Origin of the sequence: Roseivivax isoporae LMG 25204, assembly GCF_000521865.1 — a bacterium.
In the GTDB taxonomy this organism is placed as follows: domain Bacteria; phylum Pseudomonadota; class Alphaproteobacteria; order Rhodobacterales; family Rhodobacteraceae; genus Roseivivax; species Roseivivax isoporae.
Genome location: NZ_JAME01000036.1, coordinates 23,584 through 44,392 on the forward strand (window position 1 = coordinate 23,584; position 20,809 = coordinate 44,392).

The 20,809-nt window shown below is 69.9% G+C and carries 24 protein-coding genes; 9 read left to right on the forward strand and 15 right to left on the reverse strand.

Translation table 11 applies throughout. The features are described from left to right. Window positions 1-44 precede the first annotated feature (44 nt). The 5 genes from ntrX to dusB form a co-directional block, all read right to left on the reverse strand. The gene (ntrX, locus tag RISW2_RS18845) at window positions 45-1,484 is read right to left on the reverse strand and encodes a nitrogen assimilation response regulator NtrX (RefSeq protein ID WP_043774046.1); all 1,440 of its coding nucleotides are present in this window, start codon (window positions 1,482-1,484) and stop codon (window positions 45-47) included. Window positions 1,485-1,498: 14 nt separating this feature from the next. Continuing rightward, the gene (locus RISW2_RS18850) at window positions 1,499-3,766 is read right to left on the reverse strand and encodes a sensor histidine kinase (protein WP_425277797.1); all 2,268 of its coding nucleotides are present in this window, start codon (window positions 3,764-3,766) and stop codon (window positions 1,499-1,501) included. Between the two features lie 121 nt (window positions 3,767-3,887). After that, the gene (locus RISW2_RS18855) at window positions 3,888-5,258 is read right to left on the reverse strand and encodes a sigma-54-dependent Fis family transcriptional regulator (protein ID WP_043774048.1); all 1,371 of its coding nucleotides are present in this window, start codon (window positions 5,256-5,258) and stop codon (window positions 3,888-3,890) included. Beyond that, window positions 5,258-6,343 (reverse strand): two-component system sensor histidine kinase NtrB, encoded by a 1,086-nt coding sequence (locus RISW2_RS18860; protein ID WP_043774049.1) that lies wholly within the window; start codon window positions 6,341-6,343, stop codon window positions 5,258-5,260. Before RISW2_RS18860 ends, RISW2_RS18855 begins: the two co-directional genes overlap by 1 nt. Then, window positions 6,340-7,308, reverse strand: a complete 969-nt coding sequence (gene dusB / locus RISW2_RS18865; protein WP_051492157.1) for a tRNA dihydrouridine synthase DusB — start codon at window positions 7,306-7,308, stop codon at window positions 6,340-6,342. The genes RISW2_RS18860 and dusB overlap by 4 nt, the downstream gene beginning before the upstream one ends. A 199-nt stretch (window positions 7,309-7,507) precedes the next feature. On the opposite strand from dusB, the gene ispD reads away from it, so the two are divergent. From ispD to RISW2_RS18885, 4 genes are read left to right on the forward strand one after another with little or no spacing between them, the layout of a single operon-like run. Then, entirely contained in the window at window positions 7,508-8,188 is a 681-nt protein-coding gene (ispD, locus tag RISW2_RS25925) for a 2-C-methyl-D-erythritol 4-phosphate cytidylyltransferase (protein WP_043774051.1), read from the forward strand. Continuing rightward, a complete protein-coding gene (gene ispF / locus RISW2_RS25930) occupies window positions 8,160-8,639 on the forward strand; it encodes a 2-C-methyl-D-erythritol 2,4-cyclodiphosphate synthase (protein WP_043774079.1) in 480 nt (159 codons plus the stop codon). The genes ispD and ispF overlap by 29 nt, the downstream gene beginning before the upstream one ends. After that, window positions 8,636-9,124 (forward strand): phosphatidylglycerophosphatase A family protein, encoded by a 489-nt coding sequence (locus RISW2_RS18880; RefSeq protein ID WP_043774052.1) that lies wholly within the window; start codon window positions 8,636-8,638, stop codon window positions 9,122-9,124. The genes ispF and RISW2_RS18880 overlap by 4 nt, the downstream gene beginning before the upstream one ends. After that, the gene (locus RISW2_RS18885) at window positions 9,121-9,600 is read left to right on the forward strand and encodes a CinA family protein (protein ID WP_043774053.1); all 480 of its coding nucleotides are present in this window, start codon (window positions 9,121-9,123) and stop codon (window positions 9,598-9,600) included. Before RISW2_RS18880 ends, RISW2_RS18885 begins: the two co-directional genes overlap by 4 nt. Before the next feature lie 20 nt (window positions 9,601-9,620). On the opposite strand, the gene RISW2_RS18890 is transcribed toward RISW2_RS18885, so the two are convergent. The 3 genes from RISW2_RS18890 to RISW2_RS18900 all read right to left on the reverse strand — a co-directional run bounded on the left by RISW2_RS18890 (window position 9,621) and on the right by RISW2_RS18900 (window position 11,177). Beyond that, window positions 9,621-10,220, reverse strand: a complete 600-nt coding sequence (locus RISW2_RS18890; RefSeq protein ID WP_156943892.1) for a hypothetical protein — start codon at window positions 10,218-10,220, stop codon at window positions 9,621-9,623. Between the two features lie 137 nt (window positions 10,221-10,357). Next, the gene (locus tag RISW2_RS18895; RefSeq protein ID WP_043774056.1) at window positions 10,358-10,615 is read right to left on the reverse strand and encodes a hypothetical protein; all 258 of its coding nucleotides are present in this window, start codon (window positions 10,613-10,615) and stop codon (window positions 10,358-10,360) included. A gap of 103 nt (window positions 10,616-10,718) precedes the next feature. Continuing rightward, window positions 10,719-11,177: a type II toxin-antitoxin system RatA family toxin gene (locus RISW2_RS18900; protein ID WP_043774057.1), complete on the reverse strand. Its 459-nt coding sequence runs from the start codon at window positions 11,175-11,177 to the stop codon at window positions 10,719-10,721. A gap of 80 nt (window positions 11,178-11,257) precedes the next feature. Between RISW2_RS18900 and hpt the strand changes: the two genes are divergently transcribed. Together hpt and RISW2_RS18910 are read left to right on the forward strand one after the other, a co-directional pair. After that, window positions 11,258-11,803, forward strand: a complete 546-nt coding sequence (gene hpt / locus RISW2_RS18905) for a hypoxanthine phosphoribosyltransferase (RefSeq protein ID WP_043774058.1) — start codon at window positions 11,258-11,260, stop codon at window positions 11,801-11,803. 4 nt (window positions 11,804-11,807) lie between these two features. Continuing rightward, window positions 11,808-11,996: a hypothetical protein gene (locus RISW2_RS18910; protein ID WP_043774059.1), complete on the forward strand. Its 189-nt coding sequence runs from the start codon at window positions 11,808-11,810 to the stop codon at window positions 11,994-11,996. 5 nt (window positions 11,997-12,001) lie between these two features. Here the strand turns inward: RISW2_RS18910 and ade are convergent, their stop codons facing one another. Together ade and RISW2_RS25405 are read right to left on the reverse strand one after the other, a co-directional pair. Then, complete coding sequence (gene ade, locus RISW2_RS18915) at window positions 12,002-13,696, reverse strand: adenine deaminase (protein WP_043774060.1); 1,695 nt, start codon at window positions 13,694-13,696, stop codon at window positions 12,002-12,004. A gap of 153 nt (window positions 13,697-13,849) precedes the next feature. Then, window positions 13,850-14,002 (reverse strand): hypothetical protein, encoded by a 153-nt coding sequence (locus RISW2_RS25405; RefSeq protein ID WP_164490724.1) that lies wholly within the window; start codon window positions 14,000-14,002, stop codon window positions 13,850-13,852. Between the two features lie 104 nt (window positions 14,003-14,106). On the opposite strand from RISW2_RS25405, the gene RISW2_RS18920 reads away from it, so the two are divergent. Next, the gene (locus tag RISW2_RS18920; RefSeq protein ID WP_051492158.1) at window positions 14,107-14,829 is read left to right on the forward strand and encodes a PRC-barrel domain-containing protein; all 723 of its coding nucleotides are present in this window, start codon (window positions 14,107-14,109) and stop codon (window positions 14,827-14,829) included. 12 nt (window positions 14,830-14,841) lie between these two features. Here the strand turns inward: RISW2_RS18920 and RISW2_RS18925 are convergent, their stop codons facing one another. From RISW2_RS18925 to RISW2_RS25080, 5 genes are read right to left on the reverse strand one after another with little or no spacing between them, the layout of a single operon-like run. Next, entirely contained in the window at window positions 14,842-15,600 is a 759-nt protein-coding gene (locus RISW2_RS18925) for a gamma-glutamyl-gamma-aminobutyrate hydrolase family protein (protein WP_043774062.1), read from the reverse strand. Then, a complete protein-coding gene (locus RISW2_RS18930; protein ID WP_043774063.1) occupies window positions 15,597-16,550 on the reverse strand; it encodes an amidoligase family protein in 954 nt (317 codons plus the stop codon). Before RISW2_RS18930 ends, RISW2_RS18925 begins: the two co-directional genes overlap by 4 nt. A gap of 23 nt (window positions 16,551-16,573) precedes the next feature. Next, window positions 16,574-18,304, reverse strand: coding sequence for a sensor histidine kinase (locus RISW2_RS18935; RefSeq protein ID WP_051492160.1), 1,731 nt, complete (start codon window positions 18,302-18,304; stop codon window positions 16,574-16,576). 3 nt (window positions 18,305-18,307) lie between these two features. Then, entirely contained in the window at window positions 18,308-18,865 is a 558-nt protein-coding gene (locus tag RISW2_RS18940; protein WP_043774064.1) for an RNA polymerase sigma factor, read from the reverse strand. Next, on the reverse strand, window positions 18,862-19,029 hold the full coding sequence (locus RISW2_RS25080) for a NepR family anti-sigma factor (RefSeq protein WP_043774066.1): 168 nt from the start codon (window positions 19,027-19,029) through the stop codon (window positions 18,862-18,864). Before RISW2_RS25080 ends, RISW2_RS18940 begins: the two co-directional genes overlap by 4 nt. Window positions 19,030-19,133: 104 nt before the next feature. On the opposite strand from RISW2_RS25080, the gene RISW2_RS18950 reads away from it, so the two are divergent. Beyond that, window positions 19,134-19,934, forward strand: coding sequence for a response regulator (locus RISW2_RS18950; RefSeq protein ID WP_043774068.1), 801 nt, complete (start codon window positions 19,134-19,136; stop codon window positions 19,932-19,934). Between the two features lie 266 nt (window positions 19,935-20,200). Continuing rightward, entirely contained in the window at window positions 20,201-20,467 is a 267-nt protein-coding gene (locus RISW2_RS18955) for a hypothetical protein (protein WP_043774069.1), read from the forward strand. Window positions 20,468-20,809: the final 342 nt, after the last annotated feature.

Here is a 20,809-nt window from a genome sequence, read left to right on the forward strand (position 1 = left end):
GGCCCCGCCGCCGTGCCGTCGCGGAACGGCTTCCCCTGCCCGCCTCAGCCGACGCGACGCGCCTCGGCCGGCTCGTCCTCGTCGTCGACATCGTCGACATGGGCGATGCGCGCCCCGCCCTTGGCCGAGGTCACGACGCCGAGGCTCTTGAGCTTGCGGTGCAGCGCCGAGCGTTCCATCCCGACGAAGCTTGCCGTGCGCGAGATGTTTCCGCCGAACCGGTTGATCTGCGTCAGCAGGTACTCGCGCTCGAACGCCTCCCGCGCCTCGCGCAGCGGCATCGTTGCGAGCGTGCCCGACAGCACCACGCGGTCGCCGCCGTCATCGTCGCGCGGCGCCTCCTGCGGCAGCTCGCGCGCCTCGATCGGGCCGGAGCCGTCGCCGAGGATCAGCACGCGCTCGACGAGGTTCTTGAGCTGGCGCACGTTGCCCGGCCAGACCATCGTCTGCAGCAGCGCCACGGCCTCGTCGCTCAGGTCGCGCTGGGGCAGGCCCTGCGACTTGTGGCAGGCCTCGATGAAGTGGCGGGCGAGGCGCGGGATGTCCTCGCGCCGGTCCTCGAGCGAGGGCACGGCGATCGGCACCACGTTCAGCCGGTGAAAAAGCTCCTGCCGGAACCGGCCCGCAGCGATCTCGGTCTCGAGGTCGCGGTTGGTGGAGGAGATCACGCGCAGGTCGACGCGCACCCGGTCGGTGCCGCCCACGCGGGTGAACTGCTGGTCGACGAGCACGCGCAGGATCTTGGACTGGGTACCGGACGGCATGTCCGCCACCTCGTCGAAGTAGACGACGCCGCCATGCGCCTGCTCGAGAAGGCCGGGCTCGACGCCCCGGTCCGCGGTTTCGCGGCCGAACAGCGTCTCTTCCATCGTTTCGGGCGCGACGCCCGCGCAGTTGACCGTCACGAAGGGCGCCGTCGCGCGGTTCGACTTGGCGTGGATGTAGCGTGCGGCCACCTCCTTGCCCGACCCGGCGGGCCCGGTCAGCATCACCCGGCCGTTCGATTTCGTCACCTTGTCGAGCTGCGCCGCCAGCGTGCGGAAGGCCGGGCTTTCGCCGATCATCTCGGCCGCCTGCACCTCGCGCCGCTTCAGGGACTGGTTCTCGCGGCGCAGGCGCGAGGTCTCCATCGCGCGGCGGATCACCACCAGGAGCTGGTCGATGTTGAACGGCTTCTCGATGAAGTCGTAGGCGCCCTGCTTGATCGCCGCGACCGCGATCTCGATGTTGCCGTGACCCGAGATGATGACGACGGGGATGTCGGGATTGTCCCGCTTCACCGTCTTCAGGATGTCGATCCCGTCCATCTTGCTGTCCTTCAGCCAGATGTCGAGGATCATGAGCGCCGGCGGCTCGCCGTTGATCTCGGCCATCGCCTCGTTGGAATTTCCGGCCAGGCGGGTGGTGTAGCCCTCGTCCTCGAGGATGTCGCCGATCAGTTCCCGGATATCGCGCTCGTCGTCTACGATCAGGATGTCGCCCATATCTGCCAGTCCCTTCATGTCGTTTCTTGTTCAAGCGGCCGCGCCGCCGGGTGGAGGTCGCCCCCGGCCGGCAGACGGACGACCGCCATGGCCCCCGGTCTGGCCGCTCCTCCCATGGGTGGAGCATCCTCCAGAGCGAGGGTGCCGCCGTGTTCCTCGATGATCTTCTTGACGATGGGCAGGCCGAGCCCGGTCCCCTTGTCGCGGGTCGTCACGTAGGGTTCGAAGAGCCGCGCGCGGTCCTCGGGCAGCCCGATGCCGTTGTCCATGATGCGGATCTCGGCCCAGCCCTCCGTCGTTCCCAGCGTCACGCGGATCGTCGGGCGATGCCCCTCGGGCGCGCCACGCTCGGTCAGCGTCTCGATGGCCTCGCCCGCGTTCTTGATGAGGTTCGTCAGCGCCTGGCTGATCATCGTCGCGTCGAGCTCGGCACCCACGGGCAGGTTCGGCAGCACCGTCTCGAACCGCACGCCGGGCTGGCCGGTCTCCTGCAGCAGGACCGCGCCGCGCAGGAGCTCCGCCAGGTCCTCGGGCCGGCGCTCGGGTTCGGGCATGCGCGCGAACTTCGAGAACTCGTCGACGATCCGGCGCAGGTCGTTCGTCTGCCGCACGATCACGTCGGTCAGCTGGTCGAGCCGCTGCGCGTCCTCCTCGTCGAGCCCCTTGCGGTAGCGCCGCTTGATGCGCTCGGCCGAGAGCTGGATGGGCGTCAGCGGGTTCTTGATCTCGTGCGCGATGCGGCGCGCCACGTCGCCCCAGGCCGCCATGCGCTGCGCCGAGACGAGGTCGGTCACGTCGTCGAAGGCGACCACGTATCCCTCGAGGCTGCCGTCGTCGCGCCGCCGCGGCGACATGCGCACCAGCAGGTGCTCGAGCCGGCCCTCGCGGCTGACCTTGATCTCCTCCTGCGCGACCTCGGTGCCGCTGTCGCGCAGCCGGTCGAAGAGCGCGCCGAATTCCGGCACCGCCACGTGCAAGGGCAGCGTCGCGTTCTCTTCCTGCCAGTCGAGGAGCCGCTCGGCCGATCGGTTCACGAAGGTCACCCGGCCGTCGGGATCGAGCCCCGCGACCCCCGACGTGACCGAGGTCAGCACGGAGTCGAACAGCCGCTGGCGCCGCTCGATCTGGCGCGTGTTCTCGAGGAGCCGCTCGCGCTGGCGCTTGAGCTGCCGGGTCATCTGGTTGAAGTAGCGCCCGAGCATGGCGATCTCGTCGTCGCCCGCCTCTTCCTTGACCTGCACGTCGAGATCGCCCGCGCCGACCCGTTGCGCCGCGCCGGTGAGCCGCCCCACGGGCTGCGACAGGCGCTCGGCGAACCACAGGCCCAGCCAGACCGCGGCGAGGATCAGCAGCACCGCGAACCCGAGGTAGAGCAGCGCGAAGTCGAAGAGCCGCCGGCCCCGCTCGCTTTCCTGCTGCTGGTAGAAGCGCGCGGTCTCCTGCGTGTCGTCGAGCAGGTTCAGGATGTCGCCGTCCACCTCGCGCGTGACATAGAGGTAGCGGTCGACGAAGGCCTCGAGCGGCACGAGCGCGCGGAACTCGTTGTTGTCCCAGTCGCCGATCAGCGACACGCCCTGCGCCTCGGCCTCGTCGAAGAAGATCGCGGCCGGGCGCTCGTAGTCGAAGAGGTACGAGCGTTCGCCGCGCGCGCGGATGTCGGCCTGCCCGTCGATCACGTAGGCCTCGCGCAGGCCGCGCTGGATCTGCGACTGCCCGGTGGACAGGAGCTGGCGCAGTTCGCCGTCGTCCATGAACGGTGCCGCGCGCCGGTTCGCGTCGAGGAAGTTGGCCAGCACCCGCGCGTCCTGTTCGAGGTCGGCGCGGTGTTCGGCCTCGTAGGCCTCCGCCGCCTCGAGCGACGCGCCCACCACGTTCTGCACGCGGGTCGAGAACCAGGTCTCGAGGCCGATGTTGATGGTGAGGACGGCGAAGACCGCAACCGTCACAGTCGGCAGGAACGCCATCAGCGCGAAGACGCCGGTCAGCCGCAGGTGCAGCCGCGATCCGGCCGATTGCGCCCGGCGTGCCGCGACCATCTTGGCGACCCGGCTCAGCACCAGCGCCGCGAGCAGCAGCACGTAGACCAGGTCCGCCAGCAGGACGAGCCTGAGCGTCATGCTTTGCCCCGACCCGCTCTCGAGCGGGCCGAGCACGAGATACGTGAAGACGGCCAGCACCGGGCCGAGGATCACCAGCCCCAGGGTGCCAGCGTTCTGCACACGCCGCTGCCGTCTCAGACGGTCGAGCCGCGACCAGTCCAGTTTCCGTGCCCGAGTGGCCACAACCACCCCTCGCCTTGATGGACCGCGCGACGCGGCCAACCGCCATATCTTGTGGTCTCTCTGCCACTGCGAAGACGCCATCGGCGCGACGCGGCGGCAGGGCCACGGTTCTGTTGCGGTTTTACATCAACTTGCGGCGCCGTGTCACGCGAATATCGAGGTCGGTGATCTTCTTCCGCAACGTATTGCGGTTGATCCCGAGGAGGTCGGCACATTTCGCCTGGTTTCCGCCCGTCGCGTCGAGCGCGATCTCGATCAAAGGCGCCTCCACCTCGCGCAGGATGCGCGCGTAGAGCCCCGGCGGCGGCAGCATGTTGCCGTGCAGGTCGAAATAGCGCCGCAGGTGCCGCGCGACCGAGGTGCCGAGCTTCTCCGAATCGCCGCCCTTCAGGATCGGGCCGGTCTCGGGCTGGTTGCCGAGCACCGTCTCGACCTCGGTGCGGGTGATCTCGTCGGCGCGGCTCGTCAGCGACAGCCGCCGCACCGCATTCTCGAGCTGGCGCACGTTGCCGGGCCAGGAATAGGCGCGGAAGAGGTCCGAGGCCTGTTCCGACAGCCAGCGCTTGGGCCCGCCCTCCCGTTCGATCCGGGCCAGGAAGTGGTCGGTCAGGAGGGCGATGTCCTCGACCCGCTCTCGCAGCGACGGCACGTTGATCGTCGCGCCCGACAGCCGGTAGTAGAGGTCGCGGCGCACCCGCCCCTCCTCCATCGCGTGGGTCAGGTCGATCTGCGAGGTCGCCATGAAGCGTGGCACGTGGTCGCCCGGCACGTCGATCATGCGCACGATGCGCGCCTGGATCTCGTCGTCGATGTCCGAGATCTCGTCGAAGAGAAGCGTGCCGCCCCGCACGCGCGCAAGCACGCGCGCCGGCCCCTCGAGATCCGACAGATCCCCCGCCGTGACCGTCACGAAGGGCAGCGTCCGGCGGTCCGAGAAGTCGTGGATCGCCTTGGCGATCAGCGACTTGCCCGTGCCGCTCTCGCCGCAGATCAGGACCGGCAGGTCGGTGTTCATGACCTTGGCCACCAGCCGGTAGAGCGCCTGCATCGCCGGCGTCTTGCCCACGAGCGGCAGCTCGTCCGGGCTGTCGGCGCCCGTCACCGGCACTTCCGAGCGCGGCACGCGGTTGCGGTTCTCGAGCGCGCGGGCCGTGCGCTTCATGAGGTCCGGCAGGTCGAAGGGCTTGGGCAGGTAGTCGTAGGCCTCGGCCTCGGCGGCCTGGATCGCGGTCATGATCGTGTTCTGCGCCGAGATGACGATCACCGGCAGGTCCGGGCGGTCGTGGTGGATCTTCGGCAGCATCTCGAGCCCGTTGCCGTCCGGCATGACCACGTCCGAGATCACCACGTCGCCCTTGCCCTCGCCGACCCAGCGCATGAGCGTGGTGAGCGAGGAGGTCGCGTGCACCTTGCAGCCCGCGCGGGTCAGCGCCTGCGTCAGCACCGTGCGGATCGTGCGGTCGTCGTCGGCGACCAGTACCGTGCCATCCATCAGTCTCTCTCCTTGGCATCGCGCGGGGCGCGCGGCAGCGAAATGCGAAACAATGTCCGGCCGGGCACGCTGTCGACCGAGATCCAGCCGTCGTGGTCCGACACGATCTTGGACACGAGCGCGAGGCCGAGCCCGGTGCCGTTCTCCTTGCCCGACACGAACGGGTCGAAGATGTCGCCCTTGATGTCGGGGGGCAGGCCCGGGCCGTCGTCGATCACCTCGACCTGCAGGGGCAGCGACTGGCCGCTGCCGTCGGCGCGCCGGAGGCGGAAGCTGTGCTCGTAGAACGTGTGGAGCCGGATCGTGCCGCCCGAGGACGGATCGGCCGCCTCGGAGGCGTTCTTGAGGAGGTTCAGCAGCACCTGCAGCAGCTGGTCGGGATCGCCCCAGGCGAGCGGCAGCGAGGGATCGTAGTCCTCGACGATCTTCATGTGCCCGCCGAAGCCCAGCAGCGCCGACCGCCGCGCGCGATCGAGCACGTCGTGGATGTTGACCGCGCGCCGGTCGGGCGCGGACAGGTTGCCGAACTGCTCGACCTGCTCCAGCAGCTTCACGATGCGCCGCGTCTCGGCCACGATGAGGTCGGTGAGCTCGAGGTCGTCGGCCTTGAGGTTCATCGACAGAAGCTGCGCCGCCCCGGTGATGCCCGCGAGCGGGTTCTTGATCTCGTGGGCCAGCATCTCGGCCATGCCGATGGCGGACTTCGCGGCGGACTTCACCGAATGGCTCTGCGTCATGCGGCCGGCGAGTTCCCGCGGCGAGATCAGCATGACCATCCAGCCCGGCTGGCCGGCAAGCGGCGCGATGTGCAGCGAGCAGACGAGCGGCGGGCGGGCGCCGGTGCCCACGTCCACGTCGTTCACGAAGAGCGGCGTGCCCTGCTCGCGCGCCCGGGCAAAGCTTTCCTCGAGCGGCGCGTCGACGGCGAGCCGGTCCCAGATCGGCTGGCCGATCAGCCACTTGGCCGAGTTGTTCATGAACCCTTCGGCGGCCGGGTTCATGTCGGCGATCCGGTCGTCGGAATCGAGCAGCACCGCCGGCACCGGCAGCGACGACCAGATCGACAGCTCGCGCGCGGCGTTCATGCGGCCTGCCTCGCCCCGGCCGGCGCCGAGAGCGCGCCCGGAAGCGCGCGCAGCACGTCGGACGGCGCACCCAGGGTCAGGATCTCGCGCCGGAGCGCGGCGTCCACGCGGACCCCGTCCAAGTACCAGCCGAGATGCTTGCGCGCGACGCGCAGACCAAGATCGGTCCCGTAGAAGTCGAGCATCGCCTCGTAGTGCCGCGCCACGAGATCGGCGAGCGCCGCGCCCTCGGGCGGAGCCGGGACCGGCCGGCCCGCAAGCTCTGCCGCGATCCGGGCCAGCTGCCAGGGCCGCCCCTGCGCGCCGCGCCCGACCATGACGCCGTCGGCGCCCGACAGCCTGAGCGCGGTGCGCGCGCTCTCCGCGTCGACGATGTCTCCGTTTGCGACGACCGGAACCTTCACCGCGTCCTTCACGCGGCGGATCGCGGCCCAGTCGGCCCGGCCCTTGTAGAACTGGCAGCGCGTGCGGCCGTGGATCACGATCATCGCGACGCCCGCGCCCTCGGCCCGGCGGGCGATGTCCGCGGCATTGAGGCTGTCGTCGTCCCAGCCCAGCCGTGTCTTCAGCGTCACCGGCACGTCGACCGCGCCCGCGACCGCCTCGATCAGGCGCAGCGCGTGGTCGGGGTCGCGCATCAGCGCGGACCCCGAATAGCCGCCCACGACCTTCTTGGCGGGGCAGCCCATGTTGATGTCGATGACCGCCGCGCCGTTCGCGGCGACCATGCGCGCGGCCTCGGCCATCCAGTAGGGATCGCGGCCGGCGAGCTGCACCGAGGTGCCGGCGGCGCCGAGGCCCAGCTCCGCCTTCTCGCGCACGGCCCACTTGCCCTGCACCATTTCCTGGCTCGCGATCATCTCGGACACGACGAGCCCCGCGCCGAACCCCGCCACGAGGTGACGGAACGGCAGGTCCGTGATTCCCGCAAGCGGGGCCAGCAGCACCGGCGATCCGAGAGGCATGTTTCCGATGGTAAAGCTCAAGCGCCTATTCCTTGTGCACCCCTCAGGAGCTATCGCGCAGCGCGGCGCCATTCAATTCTCCGGGCGCATCGCGCGACCGCGGAAACGGCGGCTGCCGCTTTTTTGGGCAGTGCTCGTCGGGTGATTGCGCGTCGTCGGCGCAGGACCTAGAGATTGGACCGACCCGGAGGATGCCCCCATGCGCACAGCCGCCCTCATCGTGGCCGCAGGCCGCGGCACGCGCGCCGGAGGCGCGGTGCCCAAGCAGTGGCGCGTGGTGGCGGGACGGACGGTGGCGCGCTGGACGCTCGAGGTCTTCGAAGGCATGCCCGCGACGCTGGTCGTGCACCCTGACGACATGGACTTCGCGCGCGCCGCCGCCGAGGGGCTCGACGTCAGCGTCGTGGCGGGCGGGGCGACACGCGCGGCCTCGGTGCGCGCGGGTCTCGAGGCGATGGCTGCGACGCCGCCCGATTGCGTGCTGATCCACGACGTTGCCCGCCCCTGCCTGCCGCGCGCCGTGCTGGACGCGGTCGTGGCGGCGCTGGGCCATGCCGACGGCGCGGCGCCGGCGCTTGCCGTGACCGACGCGCTCTGGACTGGCGCGGACGGGTTCGTGACGGGCACGCGCGACCGTGCCGGTCTCTTCCGCGCGCAGACGCCGCAGGGCTTCCGCTACGACGCGATCCTCGCGGCGCATCGCGGCCATGCCGGCAGCGACGCGGCGGACGACGTGGAAATCGCCCGCGCGGCCGGGCTTGCAGTTGCGATCGTGCCGGGATCGGAGCAGAACCTGAAGATCACCGGCCCCGGCGATTTCGATCGTGCGGCGGCGATCCTGGAGGAGAGGCATGGACGTAAGGCTCGGGAACGGATTTGACGTGCACCGCTTCCGCGACGGCGACGCGGTCGTGCTGTGCGGCGTCCAGGTGCCGCACGTGGCGGCGCTCGAAGGCCATTCGGACGCGGACGTGGGCATGCATGCGGCGACGGACGCGATCTACGGCGCGCTGGCCGAGGGCGACATCGGCACGCATTTCCCGCCCTCCGATCCGCAATGGAAGGGGGCCGAGAGCCGCATCTTCCTGCGCCACGCGGCAGAGCTTGCCCGCAGCCGCGGTTTCCGCATCGCGAACCTCGACATCACGCTGATCTGCGAGGCGCCCAAGGTCGGCCCGCACGCCGCGCGCATGCGCAAGGTGCTGGCCCAGATCGCGGGCATCGACGTGGACCGCGTGTCGGTCAAGGCGACGACCTCCGAGAGGCTGGGCTTCACCGGCCGCGGCGAAGGGATCGCGGCCATGGCCACCGCCGCGCTGGTGTCCGCATGAGCCGGGCCATCGCGACGCTCTTCGGCGTGGGCCTCCTGCGCCCGGGCCCCGGGACCTGGGGCTCGCTCGCCGCGCTGCCGCTCTTCTGGGCGCTGCATGCTGCGGGCGGCATCGCCCTGACGCTGGCCGCTGTGGCCGCGGTGACCGCGATCGGGTTCTGGGCCGTGGACCGCGCCACCGAGGGCATGGCCGAGAAGGATCCGGGCGAGATCGTCATCGACGAGGTCGCGGGCCAGTGGATCGCGCTCCTGCCGGTGTCGTGGGGCGCCGCGTTCTCGGGCGCGGACGTCCTTGCGCTCTGGCCGGGCTGGGTCGCGGGCTTCGTGTTCTTCCGTGCCTTCGACATCTGGAAGCCGTGGCTCGTGGGCCGGGCGGACCGCATGCCGGGCGCGCTCGGCGTGATGCTCGACGACCTCGTCGCGGGGGCCTTCGCGGCCGGGGCGACGCTGGTCCTCGGCGCGCTGTTCCACGTGGTCCTGCTGTGACCGGGGACGTGGCCGCCGCGATCGTCGCCGCCGCCACCGCGCGCGGCGCGACGATCACCACCGCCGAAAGCTGCACGGGCGGCATGGTTGCGGCGGCGATCACCGACATCGCGGGATCCTCGGCGGTGTTCGAACGCGGCTTCGTCACCTATTCGAACGTCGCCAAGACCGAGATGCTGGGCGTCGCGCCCTCGACGCTCGACGCGCATGGCGCGGTGTCCGAGGAGGTCTGCCGCGAGATGGCCGAAGGCGCGCGCCAGGAGGCCGGCGCCACCCTGGCGATCGCGATCAGCGGCATCGCGGGTCCGGGCGGGTCGGAGTACAAGCCCGAGGGCCGCGTGTGCTTCGGCATCGCCACGGCGGCCGGCGTGCACACGGAAACGGTGGAATACGGCGCCCCCGGCCGGGCCGAGGTGCGCCGGCAGGCGACCCGGCACGCGCTGGACATGGTCCGCGACGCGCTGGATCGCCTCTAGCTCGGGATGCGGCGCGCGCGTCAGACGACGCGCGACAGTCCGCGCCCGATCTCGGACATCGCGGCATCGGTGTTGGCCGCGACGTAGCCCCTCTGGGCCTCGTCGGTGCGCACCTTGGCCGCGACCGTCTCGAGCGGGTCGACACGGGTGCCGATGCCCTCGACGAGCCGCGCCGACAGGAACTGCTCCTGCGCCTTGATGGCGAGGCGGCGCGACGATTCGATGTCGCCGTCGGCCCCGGCCGGCACGTCGAGCCGCAGCGACGCGGTCGGCGCCGGGGCGCGGAACGCCGCGTAGCTTTCGAGCGTACGCAGCGAGCCCCCGGATGCCGGCTCTGCGCCAGCGGCCGACTGGCCCGACGCCGCCGCGGCGGCTTCGCCCAGCGCGGCGGTGGCGGCGTTGACCTGCGCGGTCGCGGCATTGCCGTTCTGGCCGCCGGCGCCGTCCTGGCCCCGGTTGCCCGCGCCCGCGCCGTTCGCGGCGGGTGCGGCCGGCGGCACGGGCGCGACGGCGCCCCCGCCGGGCTGGGTCTGTGCCTGCGACTGGCCCTGCGAGGATGCGGCGGGCTGCTGGGGGGCCGGGGGCGTGTAGCCGTAGCCCAGGAGTGCGGACAAGATCACGATGGTCACCTCTCAAGAAAACATGAATCTGGTACTGACCATCAAATGCGGCAGAAATTGTCCGAATTTTCCGATAATTAGAGCGTGAACTCACTGTTTCCGGAAAGGGATGCAGTCCCGCCCTCCGGACGTCCCGCTCAGCCCTTGCGCAGCACTGACAGCGGCGCGTCCGGCAGCCCGAGGATCTGCGCCATCCGGTAGCCGGCGGTGGCGGCCCCCTGCCCCGCGGTCTCGCGGTGCAGCTTCTCGGTCTCGGCCTTCATGCGGTCGGCCTGCGCCATGTTCCGGGCGACGTTTTCCTTCATCCGCTCCACCACGCCGTTCTCGGCGGGCGGCGGCACGGCGCGGCCCGGGGATGCGGGACCGGCACCGGTCGACGGGGTCAATGGGTCCATCGTCGGTCTCCTCATGCTGGGTTGCACGGGTTCCGGGATGACGGCGGAATCGGGCGAAACGGCGGCGCGGGAGCCGCCGCGAGCCGTGTTTCCGAGCAGATGGTTAATGATGCGCCGCGGACCCGTAGAGCGCCGCCGCGCGCCGCTCGAAGGCGCGCACGATGCGCTGCATGGCGTCGTTGAACACGACGCCGATGATGCCCTGCAGCATCGCGTTCCGGAACTCGAAGTCGACATGGAAGGACACGTCGCAGCCGCCCTCGGCATCCTGGAAGGCCCAGTTCGACTCCATGTAGCGGAACGGGCCGTCGAGGTATTCGGTGTCGATCTTCTTCTGGTCGGGCCAGAGCGTGACGCGGCTGCCGAAGCGTTCGCGGAAGACGCGGAAGCTGATGACCAGGTCGGCAAGCATCACCTCGTGGTCGCCTTTGTCCTCGGTCGAGCGGATTCGCGCCGCCGCGCACCAGGGCAGGAATTCGGGGTAGGAAGAGACGTCCGCCACGAGGTCGTACATCTGCTGCGCCGTGTAAGGCAGGCGCCGGGTCTCGGAATGGGTCGGCATGTCGCTCCGTTCGCGGTCGGTGTCGTCTCGACAGTGCCCCGCGATTTCGTATGGTGCACCCGGAAAATCAAGGGAAAGCCATGACAACGCGACCCTATGTCATCGACGAGATGATCTCGGCCAAGTCCATCGCGGCACGCATCGAGGCGCTGTCGCGCGAGATCGCGCAGGAATTCGCGGACACGGAGCAGCTGGTGGTCGTGGGCCTCCTGCGCGGCTCGTTCGTGTTCATCGCGGACCTCGTGCGCGAGCTGCGCCTGCCGGTCGAGGTCGACTTCCTCGAGGTGTCCTCCTACGGCAACGCGATGGAATCGAGCCGCGAGGTGCGGATCCTCAAGGACCTGCGCTCGGCCATCGAGGGGCGCGACGTGCTGGTGGTCGAGGACATCGTCGATACCGGCCACACGCTGAGCCACGTGGTCCGGCTTCTGACCTCGCGCAATCCGCGCAAGCTCCGGACCATCGCGCTGCTCGACAAGCCGTCGCGGCGCGAGGCGGACATCAAGGCCGACTGGACCGGGTTCGAGATCCCCGACGAGTTCGTCGTGGGCTACGGCATCGACTACGCGCAGGCCAACCGCAACCTGCCGCATATCGGCAAGGTGCGGTTCACGGACGGGGGCTGAGGCGATGCTGCCGGTGCACTGGCTGATGCGGATGCGCCGCTGGGCGCAGCACCCGCCGAGCCCGGCGCGCGTCAAGCTGGTCCTCGCCGTCGTGGCGATCTGCACGGCGCTCTTCGTGGTCGAACGCTATGTGGGCCTGCCCGACTGGATGGCCGTCGACCGCATCGACCGCGGCGTGCCGATGGTGCGCTGAGGCGCTCAGCCGATGATCTCGAACCGCGTGACGTCGACCATGCCGCGGTCCGTGATCTTGAGCGCGGGAATGACCGGCAGCGCGAGGAAGGACAGCTGCAGGAACGGCTCGTGCAGCGTCACCCCCAGATCGCGCGCCGCGGCGCGCAGGTCGCGCAGCCGGTCGCGCACCGTCTCGAAGCTCTCGAGGCTCATGAGGCCCGCGACCGGCAGCGCGAGCTCGGCGCGCACCCTGCCCCCGCGCACCACCACGAAGCCGCCCTCGATCTCGCCCAGCCGGTTCGCGGCCACGGCCATGTCGTCGTAGTCCGCGCCCACCGCCACGATGTTGTGGTGGTCGTGGCAAAGCGTCGAGGCGATGGCGCCGGCCTGCATGCCGAACCCGCGCACGAACCCTGTGGCGATGTTGCCGTTCCGGCCGTGCCGTTCGATCACCGCGACGCGCATCAGGTCGCGCGCGGGATCGGGGCGCTTGTCGCCGTCCTCGATCGCGATGTCCTCGTGCAGGTGGTCGGTCAGGATGCGCCCCTCGCGGACGCCGATCACGTCGGTCTCCTGACGGTTGCCGGTGCTGCGGAAATCGGCCGCCGCGACGCGCGGCGCACGGACCGATTCCCGCCCGACCGGCGGCAGGTCCCCCCGCGCGGCGAAGGCCGCGTCGTCGGCCACGACGCCGCCCGCGATCACGAAGGCCACGTCGCAGCTGTCGACGTCGTTCAGCGCCACGATGTCGGCCCGGTAGCCCGGCGCGATCAGCCCGCGGTCCCTGAGCCCGAACGCCTCGGCCGCCGAAAGCGACGCCGCCCGATAGGCGGCGAGCGGCGGCGTGCCGCGCGCGATCAGCGTCCGGATCATGTGGTCGAGGTGGCCCTCTTCGGCGATGTCGAGCGGATTGCGGTCGTCGGTACAGAGGCACATGTAGGGCGCGGTCCGCTCGGTCAGGACCGGCTGCAGCGCCTCGAGGTCCTTCGACACCGACCCTTCGCGGATCAGGACCCGCATCCCGCGCATGAGCTTCTCCCGCGCCTCGGCGGCCGAGGTCGCCTCGTGCTCGGTCCGTATCCCGGCGGCGCAGTAGGCGTTGAGGTCGCGCCCCGACAGGAGCGGGCAATGCCCGTCGACATGCCCGCCCTCGAAGAGCGCGAGCTTGGCAAGCGCCGCGGGATCGCGGTGGATCACGCCCGGGTAGTTCATGAACTCGGCCAGCCCGATCCCCGACGGATGCCCCCTGAGCGCGGCGAGGTCGTCGGCATCTAGCGCCGCGCCCGCCGTCTCCATGTGCGTCGAGGGCACGCAGGAGGACAGCTGCACGCGCAGGTCCATAACCGTGTGCTCGGACGCACGCTGGAAGTAGCGGATGCCCTCGGCGCCGATCACGTTCGCGATCTCGTGCGGGTCGCAGATCGCGGTCGTCACCCCGTGCGGGGTCACGCAGCGGTCGAACTCGAGCGGCGTCACGAGCGAGCTTTCCACGTGCAGGTGGGTGTCGATGAAGCCCGGCACCAGCGTCAGGCCCGTGGCATCGATCACGCGCGCGCCCTCGTAGGCATGCCCCGTGCCCACGATGGTCTTCCCGAGGATCGCCACGTCCCCCTCGAAGGTCTCGCCCGTCACGAGGTCGAGCACGCGTGCGCCCCGCAGGACGAGATCCGCGGGCGCGTCCCCGCGCGCGGCGGCGATGCGGGAGGCGAGGTCGGTCATGGGTGGCTCCGTGGCTTGCTCGGTCTCGGTCGGGCTCAGGAGACCGCGTTCCGACCGGACATGCCAGCCCTGCCGATCACGGGATGGGGAATGTGGCTCGGGAGACGGCGAAAGAGGAGGCGGCACGCCGCCCCCTCTCCGCTGTGCGACGACCTATTGGGAACGGCCGCCCCGGGCCAGGGAGGACGATTGCCGCTCCCGGTCGTCGCGCAGGTTGCGCTCACGCGGCACCGCAGTGACCACGTAGATCAGTAGTGCGATGAAGGAGAGCGCAGCCAGCCCTGCGATGAAAACATCGGTCGACATTTGCTCATTCCTTCTGCTCGTTTGGCAGAAGAACACGCCGCTTGCGCCGAAAGTTCCGGAACAGTCGGGTGCATGGCGGGTTTGACGTGCAGGAGGGGCACACCATGCTGATCAGTCTGGCAGATCTTCTGACCTTTCGAATCCGCGCCGGCGAGGCCCGGCATCCGGTCGGCGACCTGCTGTTCGACGGGGCGACCATGGCGCCGGCCTACCTGTCCGTGGACATCGGCGGCTGGCTCGAGCGCGAATGCCTGCTGGTTGCCGCCGCACGCATGCGCGACGTCGATCCGGCCGGCGGCGAGGTCATCCTCGACACGCGGGAGGACGAGTTGCGCGATGCGCCCCGCTGGCGGGACGACCAGCCGCTCGGCGATTTCCTCGCCGCGATGCCACCGCTCGTCGTCGGGCCCTTCGGCGCGACCCACGCGCCGCTCGCCATGGCGGCGGAGCTTTCCCCGCAGCGCAGTCCCGACGACGCGGGCGGCGACGCGCGGGCGCTGGAACTGCTCGAACGGTTCGAGAGCGCCTCGGACTGGATCGGGTCCGAGGTCTTCGGCGCGGACGGCGCGCTCGGCACGCTCGCAAGCCTCGTCCTCGACACCGGGCAGAACCGCCTCACCCATCTCGTCATCGACAACGAGAAGGTGCTGGCGGGAAAGCTTCTCGCGGTGCCGGCGTCGATCCTGCGGCACCGGGCCAAGGGCGGTCACCTCGTGCTCGACGTGACGCGCGCGGCACTCAACGCCGCTCCGCAGATGCGGGACCTGGGCGACCTCGACCAGCGCGGGACGACGGCGCTGCACGCGCATTTCGTTCCGCCGATGTGATCGGGGCTTTCCTCAGGCCCGCGCCGCCGGTCCCCCCGGCACGCCGTTGAGGCGCGCCTCGGCATCGGCCGCCTCGACCTGGCCGCGGTCGCCCCGGCGCGCATTGGCCGCCTCGATCAGCGCGCGGAACAGCCGTCGATGGGCACGCCGGTAGAACAGGTGCTCGGGGTGCCACTGGACCCCGAGCGCGAAGGGATCGCGCACCCGCTCCACCGCCTGGATCATGCCGCCCTCGTCGCGCGCGGCAACCTGCAGGCCGCGGCCGAGATTGCGCACGGCCTGGGTGTGGAGCGCGTTCACATCGAGGCACGGCACCCCTGTCGTGCGCGCGAGCAGCGTGTCGGGCGCGACGCTCACCCGTTTCTTCGGCAGGATCGTGCGGATGTAGCGCGAGGGGTAGACCTTGTACGCCTCCTGATGCAGGTCGCCGCCCAGCACCACGTTCAGCATCTGCGCGCCGCGGCAGATGCCGAGGACCGGCAGGCAGCGGTCGTAGGCCTCGCGCAGGACGCGCGCCTCGAGCGCGTCGCGGTCGGGATCGAGCCGGACGCCCACCCGGATCTCGCCGCCGTAGAGCGTGGGCGCGATGTCGTCGCCGCCGCCGATGACCACGCCGTCCACCGCGGCGAGGTCCACGTCCCCGCCGGCGCGCCACTTGACCGCGCGCCCGCCGGCGAGCCGGATCGCAAGCCACATGAGAGGAAAGATGCGCCAGCCCGAACGGCGCGACACCGTCACGCCGATGACCGGCCGGCCGTCTCCTGTGGTCATGCGAAGGCCCCGAGCTTCTCGGTGACGTGCCGGGTCCAGTCGCTGCGCAGGGTTGCAAGCGCGGCGCGGTGCGCCCGCCATTCGCGGCAGAGCGCGCCCACGAGGCCTGCATCCGCGGCCAGACGCTCGATCCTCACCCAGCGGTTCCACTCGAGCGCGAGCGACCAGTCCGGCTCGTCGATGCGGCAGTCGGGCAGACGGTAATGGTAGGTCGGCCGCGCCGACACGAGGCCCATGTCCATTCTCGTCGCCACCCGATCACGGTCGAGATGCGCGAAGAGGCACGTCATGTCGAGCCCGTGGTTCCGCGACGGCGCACGCTCGAGGTAGAGGTCGATGAGCGCGGTCATGTCGCCCGGCCGCGAGTCGGCCGCGAGCCCGTCGAGGAGCGGGCGCGGATAGGTCTCGATGAAGGGCAGGACGCGCCGGGCGATGTCGATGCCCATCTCGCGCCGCAGCGCATCCTCGCAGAGCGCGAAGACCGTGACCACGGGCAGGACACGGTCGATCTCGGGCGCGACGATCTCGGGATTGAAGTGCACGCCGAAGCCGAGGAACAGCCCCGCGCTCGTGCCGGTGGCGCCCGCATCGCGCAGGCGCACCACGAGCCGGTCGAGATCGGCGATGCGCGCCGGCTCGATGGGCTGCGTGACGATCTCGACCGGCACGACCGTACGGGCGACGTTGTGCACGCTTTCCGCGAACTTGCCCTCGGGGCGGCCCAGATAGGCGGTGTCGAGGTAGACCTCCATGTCGCCGAGCTCGCCCCCCTCGACCACGAGCCCCTTGTCCTCGCGGCGGGCGATCTCGCCGCCGAAGGTGTCGCGCACGATGTCGGCCACCTGCGTCTCGGGCAGGCCGCCGAGCTCGATCTCGACGCCCACGCGGCGCGGCGTGCCCTCGGCGGTGTTCGGCTCGGGCAGGTCCTGGATGTCGGGCGGTTGGGACACGGGACGCGGGTCCTCCTCTGGGCTCAGTAATCGACCACTTCGGGCTTGAAGTCGGACAGGTGGAAACGCACCGCGACCACGTAGCGGTCGCCCGCCGGCCCCTGTTCCAGCGCGCCGCCGAGCTGCGTCGCGAAGGCCTGGATGAGCCGCGTGCCGAGGCCCGGACGCGCGCCCGCGGCATCCGCATCAGGTTCGGCGAGATGGCTGTTCGAGATCTCGAGCCGCACCGAGCGGTCGGGCTCGATCCTGAGCTCCACGTGGATGCGGCACATGCCGTCCGGATCGGGCGCCATGTACTTGCCCGCGTTGGTCAGCGCCTCGGCGGTCAGGAGCGACATGGGCACCGCCTGGTCGGGATAGACCTCCACGTCCGCGAGGCTCTTCGTCATCTCGAGCCCGTCGCTGTCCTTGGGCGGCAGGATGGTCATCTGCGCGATCAGGTCCGACAGCAACTCGCTCGCGTTCACGTGGCCGAGATCGCCGGTCTGGTAGAGATTGCGGTGGATGGTGGCGAGACCGCGGATCCGCTCCTGCAGCCGCTGCAGCACCAGCCGGGTTTCCTGCGCCTCGCTCTGGCGGATCTGCATGTTCATGATCGACGAGATGAGCTGCAGGTTGTTCTTCACCCGGTGGTGGACCTCCTTCAGCAGGATGGTCTTTTCCCGGAGCGTGTTCTCGAGCTGCGCCTCGTCCTGCAGGATCGAATCCGCCATGTGCAGGAAATCGTTCTCCATGTCCCGCAGTTCCAGCGCCATGTCCGCGGCGTTGCTCTGCGAGGGCACGCGGCGGTCGCGGGCAAAGCTGCGCATCTGCTGGCGCAGGGTCCGGATGTGGCGGATCACCAGGCGGTTGACCGCGAGGTAGGCGACGATGACGCTCGCCGCCCACATCACGAGCGGCAACGTCCGCGCGATGCCCGTGCCGCCGAGCGATGTGGCCGCGGAGCTGTCCCGCGGCCACACGCTCAGGGCGTAGACGAGGTTCGGCACCACGGGCGACAGCGCGAAGATGCGGCTCTCGCCATCCGCGCTCCGCGCGAGGAAGCTGTGCTCGGACGACCCCGCGAGCGAGGCGAGGTCGATGTCCGCCGGCAGGTGGGCGCGCGTGTCCTCCCAGTCGCTGTTCGCGGTCAGGAGCTGGCCGGTGCGGCTGAAGGTCACGATGTTCTCGTACTCGGTCTCGCGCCCCGTGTCGCGCGGCCGCATCTGGTCGACCGGGATCGAGATCGCGACATGCCCGTACATGACCCCGTCGACCTCGAACGGCTCGGACACGACGATCACCGGCGTCGAGCTGACCGCCGGGTTGTCGATGCGCGTGACCGCCGGGAACGGCTCCTGGATCGCGGCCAGCATGCGCGGGTAGTTCCGCAGGTCGACCGCGGTATCCGTCGACGAACACTTCACCCGCCCGCTTTTCAGCAGGACGCCGACGAAGCTGTAGTTCTGGCTCGATTCGCGGAAGTCGGAGAGGTAGGCGCTGCATTCCTCGGGATCGACGCCGACGACGCTGCGCGTCGCCCCCATGGCTTCGGCAGCACCGAGCGCGCGCAGGATCAGCGACCGCTCGGAATTCGCGGCCGCCTCGGTCACGCCGGCGATGCTGAGCTCCGCGCGGGCGCGCGTCTCGCGGTCAAGCTGCGTGGTCTGGAAGTAGGCGACGAGACCGATCGGAACCAGCGCAATGGTCAGGAACCCGATGATCCGCGCCCCGAGTCCGCTGGGGACCGGCCTCGGTCCGGGGGCGCCGATCATGACTCAGCCCGCTGCGCTGACTTTGTTGCCCGACACCACCGCCATTGTGGCGCTGTCGGTCATCTCCAGCGCCTCGTTCTCGCTCAGGTGCATGAGCTCGGCAAGACGCGCGCGCGCCCGGTTCGTCCGGCTCTTGATCGTGCCCACGGCGACCCCGCACATGTTCGCGGCCTCCTCGTAGGAGAAGCCCGACGCGCCCACGAGGATCAGCGCCTCGCGCTGCTCGTCGTTGAGCTTGGCGAAGGCGCGGCGGAAATCCGCGAGCTGGAGGCGGCCGTCATGGGCCGGCTTCTCCGACAGGCTCTCGGTCATCACGCCCTCAGAATCCGAGATCTCGCGACCGGCCTTCCGGCGGTTGGAGTAGTAGGTGTTGCGGAGGATGGTGAACAACCACGCACGCATGTTCGTGCCGGGTTCGAAGGTGTGGATCTTGGTCCACGCCTTCACCAGACTGTCCTGCACCATGTCGTCCGCCAGCGCGGAGTTCCGCGTCAGGCTGAGCGCAAAGGCACGCAGCGCAGGGAGGTGTTCGACGATCTCATCGCGAGGATCGGCATTCATCGACTGCTCCCGCCCTGCTCCGGCTTCTGCTCCTGCTCCTTCAGCTGAGAGAGCAGATCCAGAAATCGGTCGGGCACTTTTTGGTCCAGCATGTCCTGATAAACACGCTTGAGATTCTCGTCTATCACTTGCGCCTGCTTTGTATTGTCCCGGGTCTGAGCCATCTTGTTCCTTGCCCGCGGTTCGGCCGTTTACTCGTCAATGTCACCGGAACCAACTGCACCATGGCGCGTTTGGTTCCCGAAAAAAGATCACAAGGGAATCTCACATGACACAGGCGGACCTCAGCAGCGAGATCGGCACCGCATTGCCCTACCTGCGGCGCTATGCCCGCGCGCTGACCGGCGCCCAGACGTCTGGGGACAAGTATGCCGCGGCCACCCTTGAGGCGGTGCTCGCGGACCGCAGCATCTTTTCGGAAGCAAGCTCTGCCAAGGTCGGATTGTTCCGAGTCTTCCACGGCATCTGGGTCACCACCGGCGCGCCGGTGACGGACGAGGATTCCGGGCCCCGGGCGGCGGCGCAGCGGCATCTCGCGCGGCTGACCACCAACAGCCGGGAAGCGCTGCTCCTCCACACGATCGAGGAATTCACCATCCCCGAAGTGGGCGAGATCATGCAGATCGGCTCCGACGAGGCCGACACGCTGGTCGAGACCGCGCGGCAGGAAATGGCGGACGGGCTTTCGGGGCGGGTGCTCATCATCGAGGACGAGGCGATCATCGCCATGGACCTCGAGAGCATCGTCGCGGATCTCGGTCACCGCGTGACGGGCGTCGCGCGGACGCGCGACGGCGCGGTGAAGCTCGGCGCACAGGAGACGCCGGACCTGATCCTCGCGGACATCCAGCTTGCGGACAACTCGTCGGGGGTCGACGCGGTCAACGACCTCCTGTCCGACCTCGGCCAGCGGCCGGTGATCTTCATCACCGCCTTCCCCGAGCGGCTTCTGACCGGGGACAAGCCCGAACCGGCCTTCCTGATCTCGAAGCCCTATTCCGAGGAGCAGGTGCGCTCGGCGATCAGCCAGGCCATGTTCTTCTCCTCGACGGAGACGCTGCGCGCCTGAGCGCGCCGCGCGATCCGGGACCTGCGCGCCGGAGGCACGGCCTTCGGCGCGCGTCGTCTCCCGGGGACCTGGATGCCCTCGGGGCGTGGCGGCCGCGCCGCCTCACCGATCCTAGGACGCCGTCGCGCCGCGACGGCGCCGGGGACGACGGGATCGCACCGGTGGTGTCCAAGGTATTGTTTCTCGGACTTGCATCGCCCGTGCGCTCGTCTAATCGGGGATGCGGGGTCCCGTGCGGGACACCCGACCGAAGCCCGGAGTGCCCGATGACCCGTTCCGCCCTTGCCGCCCTGCTCGCCGCGCTCTGCCCCGTCCCCGCGTCGGCGCAGCAGGACGCGTCCCGGCCAGAGACCGGGCGCGCCGACATCGTCCGCATCATGGATGTCCTCGCCGGCATCCGCTGCGAGATCGCCCCGGACGACATCGAGCCCACGCGCTCGGGCTACGCGCTGCACGACGTTCTGTGCCCGGACGGCCGCTACGAGATCGTGCTCGACGACAGCCTGCAGATCACCGACCGCCGCCGCCAGTAACCGCGGCGCCACCCCCTCACATCCCCGTGGTTGTACGCCCGCACATTGCATTGCGCGGGGGGTTGCAACCTGCAACGCTCCTTTCCGGGAGGTGCGTGGTGGCGGTAACGGGCGAGCAATTCGAACGGCTTACGCAAGGGCAGTCAAATGCGTTTACACACGCACGAGCGAAGTAGAAAAATTTTTACAAAAAAACCCCATCATTTTATGAACTTATTTCTTTCTTTGCTCGATGGCGTATGATCCCCGTCAACGCGCCCACGGGCGCCGCAGGAGGAGAGGAGGACCTTCGATGACCGAACACAGCACATCCTTTGCCCCGAGCGATGCGATCCGTGCGCG